We start from the raw sequence: 9,343 nt of genomic DNA, 5'->3' as shown, positions 1-9,343 counted from the left end.
CAAATACTTGTAAGTAACGAGCCGCAAGCGTTAAACCCAAACGACCATCACAAACAAAGGTAACATCATCTCCACCATATACTAGAGGACGAAATGGTAATTGCCAATCTGGTAAATCAAGTTTTTCTTCCAGATAGTCCCAAGATACAATCAAGTCTTGGGTAATTTGTTGTAAGGCATTCTCACCAGCTTCTCGAACGCTTTCAGATAATTCTCGTATCGCAGTAATATAGTTTCGATCGCTTTTATTTTTTCCATGTTCTTCAAAGCGATTTCCCATACTATTCCCATCAATATGAACGATAGCAAGATAGCTGCTTTCTCCTCGCGATCGCCCAAAATCATCAAAGTCGAGCGGAATTTTCCATGTATTCGGTTTTGTAACATCAAAGATGGTTTTCTCTAGATGCGTATTAGCTGATTTGACGGCATCCAATTTTGCTACAATCTCTCTAGAAACTGGATAATCAGTGGGAGAACTATGAGATTTACTGGTGTCAACGGCAACCAATTGAGTAGAATTACAGGCTTGAGTTACTCCAAGACCCAGTAATGGTGAAGAAGGAATACGCGATCGCTTTTTCTTATCCAAATCATTTGCCATCATATCTTGTATGGTTTTATAGAGTAAGTCTTTGTCCCAGTCAATCTCTTGATGAGCTACAACCAAATTGATGCCGGGGGCTTCTTTTAATATTTTTAAGCTCAACTTTTGTGTAAACTGAATGGCTAAGTTCTGAGACTTAAACAGTAAAACAGTATTCCCTCCTCCTGCATAAACAAGTTCTGCATTCTGGCTAGAACTCTCAATTGGAGTTTTTGGATTGGAAACTCCTATTTCTTTTAATATCTCTTTTACCCAAGTATCTGTTGCTTGTGAAAGTAGATAGGATGCTCCAATATTTTCACGCAGGCGATTACTACTAAAGATGTAGTGTTGAATTCCTGTTGTATCGAGAATTGTTACTGTCAGTTTCATTGATTTACCTCCCAGTCATTTTCATCAATCCACTCGGAAATTTTATTAGGGAGATCGAGTAAATCTTCTCTTCCCAAAACGACAATTTTGCTATCTCTGTGACTACTCATGCTAGGACTGGACTGTAAAACATTGGTGATTTCCGTTCTTAACTTCAAAATATCTTTTTGGCTAGCACAACAAACTAATGCAACTCGCGCTTCATCACCTCCTAACTGTCTTGCTCTAATATAAGCCTCAAATAATTTTTGTTTACAGAGGTGTTTTGTGCTATCTGCCGTACAGGATATTGCAAAAAGCTGATATCCTCTCATAAATGCAACATCAAATTCAAACTTGTTTTCTTTGCTTCCCGCAACAGCCATATTAAATGATACTGCACTGTCATGGATTTCTTTTTCATTTGAAATTTCTTTGATTTTATGAAGAACATAATGTTCGAGCCATTCGCCATCAAGCCATTTACAAATATGTTTCAATTTTTTGAATTCTTGTCCATTAAGAGACTGAATAGATAGTGTATTTTCCGTGACTCCCAAACAAGATAATGCAGATTTTATATCTGAATATGATTCTAATGAATCCAACTCTAGTGGTTCAACTTGTTTTAATTCTTGTTCACTAGCAGGCCAGCCACCTTTTTTACTTTTAGTCAAATCTCTTAGAGTGTTATCGCACCACTTTCTCCAATGTTTTCCGTAATCTTCTCGAGCGTGAAATTTTGCAAATTTTTCAGCCGCACTGGGGTGTATTGGAGTTTCAGAAGGTTTTGAAACCAAAGACCAAGCGTGTAACTCAAAAACAATTTTGAGATCTACGGATAAAGTTTTTGGCTCGATTTTGATGCGAATGCGATCGCCATCTTCGCGATCTATACACATCTCCAGTCGTCGAGGATCGAGATAACTAAAAACAGCCTCTTGTCCTTTGTTTTGAGTTGCCTGTAACATGGCACGGTAAGCATGAACTGCCATTGCTTTTGTCCCCCCCGTGTAGTTCATGCCGACCTTGCCATCTTTCAAACTCTCAACTTGTTCTAGAATCTTACGTTGAATTCGGTAAGCATCAGAGTCATAGTCTTCAAGAGATACCAATTGAGAAGGTTGATAGTCTTCTATTTCGCGATCTAAAATCTTCCGTAATCGTATCGCTTGTGCGTTAGTTCCACTCGTATGAACGAGATAGAGAAATCCACCTTTGTTGAGTAATAATTTTGCTGCTACATAATTAGGTAGAGGATTTTCTCCAATTAGTAAAAAGAGATGATCGACTTGATATTTTTCTAAATTTGCCATAATAGTAAACCTCAATAAGAATTAGTAAAAAAGGCTCAACCCACCACGCTCAAAACCCGATCGCGCAGCACGTCCGGTACGCTACACCCCAACTGCCATTTCCCCGCGATGATTTCGAGATAAGGCTTCGTGCGTACAATCTCGCAACGCTCTTCCAAAATGCTGTGAATGACTGCTAAGGGTTGTAATGGTGCAAAGAGTTCCTGCCAAGCGGGGATTTTTTCGGGGTAGCGGCTGATAATAATGGAATGGGTGCATTGTTCCACCACAGGGCGTTTTTCTGGTTGCGGCCAGCCTCCAACATCCACTAAGGCTAAATTGCGGACGCTGCGGATATTCGCGATCGCATCAGCATGATATTGAAAATATTTGGGAATCAAGCGATCGCTATCCTCGTGTTGGTGCAATCGATAAGTGTTGGCATTGACCAATTTTTTGGCGAGTTCGGGATCGGGAGTTTCGTAAGTATGAATCCCTTCTCCGTCCCAATTGGCGCGATGGAGATACAACGGCAAATCGGGACGATATGCCTCGAACATTTGTATCAAGGCATAAGATAAGTGACTTTTGCCGCTATCGGCAGGACCGCCAACAACGATCGTTGCACAGGGTTCGTGATTGAATTGCAAGGCGATCTCGTCTCCGGGTTGATAATCTGCCACACGACTACTAATGACAATGGCTTGTTTCTCTCGAATACCGTAATGAGCCACCCAAGGAAAATTGCGGGAGAGAACGCTCAGACGAGCATACAGCCAAATTGGAGCTTGTCCAAAGAGAATGACACCGCGATCGCGATCGAGTCCATCGGGCAATTTGACCTGTGGGAGTAGGTCAATATCGATCTTGGGAACTTGTAGGAAAATGATCGCGGTTTGATAAGTTGTTCCATTCTCTCCCAACAGTTCCACGACTTGCAATTCAATTTGATTTTTTGCGGTCATGACAGTAGCATTTGACATCATTCTCCTCTATAAATCGCGGGATAGAACTTCATCCGGCAACGCGATCTTAAAAATTTGACCGACGTGAAGATTAGGACTGTGAGTGGCAATGACGATCGCCCCCAGTCGAGGATCGTAACATCCGGTCCATGCGGCTGGATGGCTTTCATGAACGAGATAGCCATAGAGCCAAATGGGTCCTTTGCCTTCGAGAACAATACCTTGGGAATAGTCGATCGCGGTGGGAAGTTTGAGGGTTTTAAGATCCTCTGGTGTGATAATGCCATTGGGGGTAGCAAGCTCGAAATGCAGGTGTTGATAGGACAGTCCGCATTGAGTTTGATGGGGAATGAGATGAAGTCGAACTGCAGTCATTTCAGTTATCAGTTATCAGTTATCAGTTCTGACCGAAGCAAGCGGGAGGTTTAAGACCTTATGATTGTTGGTCATGATGAATTGAAATTGAGTTGAGTTCAGAATAACAGGCGTTGGAAACGGTCACTTCCAATTTTGCCGATTTCGATTCAATAGCAATACAAAATGCAAAACATCGAGAGGTTGCTCTGAATCGTTTACCCCGATGACTCAGAGCGAGAGTTGGAATGGTTAACTTCCAATAGCGATTAATATAGGGGAGTAGCGATCGAGGTTATCGTGAATGATCGGGAAGTTTTAACAATTTCACCATCAATCGAGTTTTTGCAATGGCTGGCAAGGGGTTCTCTCAAACAGCATATCTCTCTTACTTTGCGATTTTGGGTATGGTTAAGGGTGTTGTACGGGGAAGCCAATACGCGCTTAAATTTACCCGATCCTTTTCGCTTTCCCGATTGGCGAGATGCTTTCTTTGCCTCCGACCATCCCAAATCTGAATCCGCGATCGCGGCACATTCTCCCGATTGTCCCTGTTATCGTTCGGGGCGAGAATGGTTGCAATGGGAAACGACCGATTTCGATCTGGTGGAGTGGCAAGAATCCTTGCTAAAACAAGTGAGAATTCCCTGCGATCGCCTCGAAGCAGTTCTCGATCGCCCTTTATTTGCGGTCACGCGCCGTTCTTTGCAAAACGATCTTGCGATTCTCCATGAATTGGGGTGGTTGCAGCGCAATAAGCAATATTTTTCCTTAGTTGCAGATTGGCCGCAGTTTCCAGTATTGAAGGAAATACCTGCTTTGCTGTCCCATTCTCTCCCTTTGGCTAACGAGGATCTCGACGCGATTGCCACGAGTTTAGCACCAACGGAAGGTCAAACTTCGCGTTTTTTCCTCCATCTGGATTATGTGGTAGGACGAGACGATCTCGATCGTGTTGACGATCGCTGCGAGGAACTCAAAAGGCTTTGGCATCAAAACCCCGTTCCTCCCATTCGCTTGAGTTACAGGAGTGCTATCCTCCAAAAGATAGTTAAGCCGATTGTTTATCCCGTTTGTCTCTACTATACTCATCGCGCTTTGTACCTCTGTGCCTATGGTGAAACGAGTGGGTTGAGCGATCGCTGGTGTCATTGGCGCTTGGATCGAGTGTCCCGAATTGCGCCCCTGACATGGCAAAATGCAAATTTACCCACAATCTTATGGGAGGCATATCTGAACGATACGCTGCCGACTCCAAACGATATCGAGATAGAATTTGCCAAAGCGTGGGGATTTTATTTTTACAAGCCAGCAGCCACCCTGATTTTGCGCTTCGAGAGGCAATTTCACGACAATTACATTGCTAATAGCAATCGCCACGATACGTTTCAAAAGCTCTTGTATCGAGAAGTCTATAAGTATATTCTCGAAAATTGTCGCGATCGCGCCCAGCAACAATACTACGACAGAATTTTGACCGATCGCTCTCCTTATGATGCTTATTACCGTGCTGAGTATCGTGTCGATGATGTCAATATTTGGCATCGCTTGCGATCGTGGCGACCTCTGAGTGAAGTTCTGTGGCCGCCGAAATTGCGAGAACAAATGCGAAATGAAGCCAACCAAGAAGCCTTTTACTATTCCGACCCTGAAGACTTATGATTTTAACCAAACGATTTACTGATGCTTTGACTTACGCTTGTACGCTCCACTGTCAGCAAACCCGTAAGGCAGACGAAACGCCCTATATTGCCCATTTACTCAGCGTTGCGGCGTTGGTTTTGGAGGATGGAGGAAGTGAAACCGAGGCGATCGCGGCTTTACTCCATGATGCCATCGAAGACCAAGGGGGGGAAGCGACTCGCCAAAGGATTTTAGGGCGTTTTGGGGAGGAGGTGACGGCAATTGTGGAGGGGTGTACGGAGTCCAACCAAATGCCGAAACCCCCTTGGCGCGATCGCAAACTTCGCTATTTGCAGAATATCCGTAACGGTAGCCCTTCGGTGGTGCGGGTTTCTCTTGCAGATAAACTCCACAACGGGCGATCTCTTTTGTTCCAGTTACAACGTCAGGGAAGTTCGGTTTGGCGGCATTTTCACCAGCCTTCGGAGGATATCCTTTGGTTTTATCAAGAATTGTTGGCGGTTTATCAAGAATGGGGCATCAGTGTGAGGATTGAGGAGTTTGCTGAGATTATCTCTCGTTTGAGTCGATTCCTTGAAAGTGAAGATTGAGAGATAAAGAGTCTGACTTTTTTTATGAATGCTGCTCAATATCCATCTGTCCAATGGAGAGAACATCTTCCTTGGCTTTTTGGGTGAGGACAAATAAGCTCATCTATTTGTTGAGATGAAAGTGTAAAAATCCTGCAAGAAACAGGAGACATGATGTTTCAGTCCCCTTGGCGGGGATTGGTGAGATGAAAGAAAATGAGCCAACGCTAGAATATAAAAAAGAGAAGGGTTTCAGTCCCCTTGGCGGGGATTGGTGAGATGAAAGGCTGTGCCAAAACGTTCGCGATCGAGTTGATCTCAAGTTTCAGTCCCCTTGGCGGGGATTGGTGAGATGAAAGTCAAGTCAATTGTTCCGAATGACAATATTTGGAACTGTTTCAGTCCCCTTGGCGGGGATTGGTGAGATGAAAGACATTGTTAATGCAATCGACTCTGGAAGATTTGCGAGGTTTCAGTCCCCTTGGCGGGGATTGGTGAGATGAAAGTGGAAAAATGGTTATTAACGTAGTAGTCCACCACATAAATTATGACAGGTCAAGTTGTGGGTATAACCGCTCCAATTTGACCCGTGCATCTTGATTGGTAAAACGCCAGTTCACGGTAGCTTCTTGTTGATTTCGTTCTCGCTCCCAAGATGCTGTTTCTCGCTTCATTGTCTCTAGATCAGGAATACGCCGATTAAGACATTGACGAGATAATACTGATAATTCAATTTCTACCATATTTAGCCAACTTCCATGTTTGGGGGTGTAGTGAAACTCCAATTTCGAGAGAATTCTGCGTGCCTCTTCTGGGGGAAATGTTTGATATAGTGCTGCTGGAGTATGGGTGTTGAGATTGTCAAGAACTACACGAATGAGGAGGGCAAAAGGAAAGAAAATATCGACTAAATCCTTCATACAATAAGCAAAATCTTGAGCCGTTCTTCGCTCTGTTACTTTCATGTGTCTCCATCCTGCATGAGGTTGAAAAAAAGCAAATATGTTGCACGTTCCTTCTCTTTGATATTCGTAGTCGTAACGTTCTGGTTGTCCGGGTTCAGGTGGTAAGGAATGTCGTGTTTCACTGATTAACTGGCAAGGTCTTTCATCAAAGCAAACCATTGGAATCTTTGGCTCGTAAGGTTTTTCGTAGGTTTCTAAAACATCCTCCATTCTCCAAACAAAGTCTGCTCCTACCGTGGGAATACACCATTGTTCTTTCAACCAAGGTTTGGTTTCGTTTTTTTTAAAGTCCGCCGCACCGTTTCGTCACTTATATTCTCTACCAATTTCAATTCTATTAAACGCTCTGACAATAACTGCATTGTCCAACACACTCTTCCTTCCGGCGGATTACTACAAGCTGTTGCCACTAAAAAGGCTTCTCCTTTTCCATCTAATTTTCTGGCTCTTCCCGGACGCAAACGTTCTTGTAATGCTTTTTCTATTCCTTCTTCTACACACTTTTGTCTTGTTCGATGTACTGTTGATTCTCCCACTTTTAACATCGTCGCTATTGTCTTGTCTCGATATCCTTCATCTGCCAACATTAAAATTTGGGCTCTTTTCAGTTTTCTCGCACTTATGCTCCCCTTTGAAGTCATTTGATGCAGTTCCTGACGTTCTTCTTCCGATAGATTGACAATGTATTTGACTACCATAATTTCTCCAGACGATTTTTTTCAGTTTCTCATATTTTTACTCGCCTGTCATTATCATTGTGGTGGACTAGTAGTTTGTGGTTATCGGTTTCAGTCCCCTTGGCGGGGATTGGTGAGATGAAAGTCTAAACTCTTGTGTTATAGAGTTCCCATTAAAAAGTTTCAGTCCCCTTGGCGGGGATTGGTGAGATGAAAGCTGGATGATGAACCGCACCATGTGCCTGAAGTTGTTTCAGTCCCCTTGGCGGGGATTGGTGAGATGAAAGTGGGGGATGCCATCGCGATATTGCAACGTTGCAACGTTTCAGTCCCCTTGGCGGGGATTGGTGAGATGAAAGAGGTGCGTGGCAATTCGGTAATAGTTGCGCTATCCGTTTCAGTCCCCTTGGCGGGGATTGGTGAGATGAAAGACCGTAGCACCGACGGCAATCCTCATTCTCGTTTTTGTTTCAGTCCCCTTGGCGGGGATTGGTGAGATGAAAGTCGAACGGCAGGAATAAAAAAAGCAATCTCTGCCAAGTTTCAGTCCCCTTGGCGGGGATTGGTGAGATGAAAGTCTACGAACTGTATCAGAAGGGAAATCTGAACGCGATGTTTCAGTCCCCTTGGCGGGGATTGGTGAGATGAAAGCTAATAAAAAAATGCCCTACTTCAAAGAGACAGAGTTTGTTTCAGTCCCCTTGGCGGGGATTGGTGAGATGAAAGTCTTCTGCTAACCCCATCTCGATAATGCGATCGAGGTTTCAGTCCCCTTGGCGGGGATTGGTGAGATGAAAGTAAAACCGATATCTGAATGAATTCCGATATCTAGCTGTTTCAGTCCCCTTGGCGGGGATTGGTGAGATGAAAGCGTGCCTCGATCACGGGTAAATCAATAGAAATTATAGTTTCAGTCCCCTTGGCGGGGATTGGTGAGATGAAAGAGACCTATATAAAGCATTCGTATTGCACTTTGCTTGTTTCAGTCCCCTTGGCGGGGATTGGTGAGATGAAAGATGAGGTTTCTTGCAAGTGTAGCTTAATGGGAAAGCACCCGTTTCAGTCCCCTTGGCGGGGATTGGTGAGATGAAAGGTAAATTACAGGGGATCGGGTTGATGAGCGATGGGTTTCAGTCCCCTTGGCGGGGATTGGTGAGATGAAAGTGGACTGCCAATCGCTGGCTGGGAGTGCAAATTAGTTTCAGTCCCCTTGGCGGGGATTGGTGAGATGAAAGCGGCAAAGTGCGTGGAGAGAGGATTTTGATAAGAAGTTTCAGTCCCCTTGGCGGGGATTGGTGAGATGAAAGTTAAGGGGAGAATTTCAGCGCCCTGAACAGCCGCAAGTTTCAGTCCCCTTGGCGGGGATTGGTGAGATGAAAGTTCTAAATAGCCAATCTTTATTGGAGGTAAAAACAAGTTTCAGTCCCCTTGGCGGGGATTGGTGAGATGAAAGCTCGAAGGGGAGTCGATAATGGGTCAAGGAGAGTTTCAGTCCCCTTGGCGGGGATTGGTGAGATGAAAGTCCGCGCGTACCCCATTGCGAACGCTGCATTTGCGTTTCAGTCCCCTTGGCGGGGATTGGTGAGATGAAAGTGAGAAAATAAACATATATAAGGAGCTATTAGTTAATGTTTCAGTCCCCTTGGCGGGGATTGGTGAGATGAAAGGAGGACGGTGATCTCATTATCCTCTGGTCGATAGACGTTTCAGTCCCCTTGGCGGGGATTGGTGAGATGAAAGTCCGGGCGATAGAACCCTTACAGGGCAAGCATTCTCAGACCGTTTTGTACGAACCTGAAATTTTGCCTTGAAATCGAACCACGATCGCGGCTGATTTCACCCGAAACTTTACCGAAACAAAGTCTGAAACTATTCAATTGTCAAGGTTCTGGCAACTTTGTACGAACCTCCCGGGA

6 protein-coding genes, 1 pseudogene and 2 CRISPR repeat arrays are annotated in these 9,343 nt (G+C 44.3%); of the genes and pseudogenes, 2 read left to right on the top strand and 5 right to left on the bottom strand.

Annotation, left to right across the window (positions count from 1 at the left end):
* From JUI58_RS01280 to crn3, 4 genes and pseudogenes are all read right to left on the bottom strand, one after another.
* Positions 1–979 (bottom strand): annotated as a pseudogene (locus JUI58_RS01280) (hypothetical protein); the annotation flags it as partial.
* A complete protein-coding gene (locus tag JUI58_RS01275; RefSeq protein WP_204101929.1) occupies positions 976–2,274 on the bottom strand; it encodes a DUF1887 family CARF protein in 1,299 nt (432 codons plus the stop codon). The pseudogene JUI58_RS01280 and the gene JUI58_RS01275, both read right to left, overlap by 4 nt.
* A 35-nt stretch (positions 2,275–2,309) precedes the next feature.
* Entirely contained in the window at positions 2,310–3,236 is a 927-nt protein-coding gene (locus JUI58_RS01270) for a CRISPR-associated protein Csx3 (protein ID WP_204101928.1), read from the bottom strand.
* Between the two features lie 9 nt (positions 3,237–3,245).
* Positions 3,246–3,593 carry a CRISPR-associated ring nuclease Crn3/Csx3 gene (gene crn3 / locus JUI58_RS01265; RefSeq protein WP_204101927.1) on the bottom strand — a complete coding sequence of 116 codons (348 nt, stop codon included), beginning with the start codon at positions 3,591–3,593 and terminating at the stop codon, positions 3,246–3,248.
* A 279-nt stretch (positions 3,594–3,872) separates the two neighbouring features.
* Here crn3 and JUI58_RS27300 point away from each other — a divergent pair, with 279 nt between their 5' ends.
* Positions 3,873–5,234, top strand: coding sequence for a TIGR03985 family CRISPR-associated protein (locus JUI58_RS27300; RefSeq protein WP_204101926.1), 1,362 nt, complete (start codon positions 3,873–3,875; stop codon positions 5,232–5,234).
* A complete protein-coding gene (locus JUI58_RS01255) occupies positions 5,231–5,806 on the top strand; it encodes an HD domain-containing protein (protein WP_204101925.1) in 576 nt (191 codons plus the stop codon). Before JUI58_RS27300 ends, JUI58_RS01255 begins: the two co-directional genes overlap by 4 nt.
* A gap of 85 nt (positions 5,807–5,891) precedes the next feature.
* Positions 5,892–6,291: a CRISPR direct-repeat array (repeat unit 37 nt; unit sequence GTTTCAGTCCCCTTGGCGGGGATTGGTGAGATGAAAG).
* Positions 6,292–6,330: 39 nt separating this feature from the next.
* Here the strand turns inward: JUI58_RS01255 and JUI58_RS01250 are convergent.
* Positions 6,331–7,448, bottom strand: a protein-coding gene (locus JUI58_RS01250; RefSeq protein ID WP_204101924.1) for an IS630 family transposase whose coding sequence is annotated in 2 segments (ribosomal slippage) — positions 6,331–7,028 and positions 7,028–7,448 — 1,119 coding nt in all. Because the reading frame shifts where the segments join, the coding sequence is not laid out codon by codon here.
* Positions 7,449–7,535: 87 nt separating this feature from the next.
* Positions 7,536–9,167: direct repeats of the CRISPR family, unit length 37 nt; unit sequence GTTTCAGTCCCCTTGGCGGGGATTGGTGAGATGAAAG.
* Positions 9,168–9,343 lie beyond the last annotated feature (176 nt).

Source organism: Spirulina sp. CCY15215, from assembly GCF_016888125.1.
Lineage (GTDB): Bacteria > Cyanobacteriota > Cyanobacteriia > Cyanobacteriales > Spirulinaceae > CCY15215.
The sequence above is the reverse complement of the archived record's forward strand: the minus strand, read 5'-3'. Positions and strand labels throughout refer to the sequence as shown.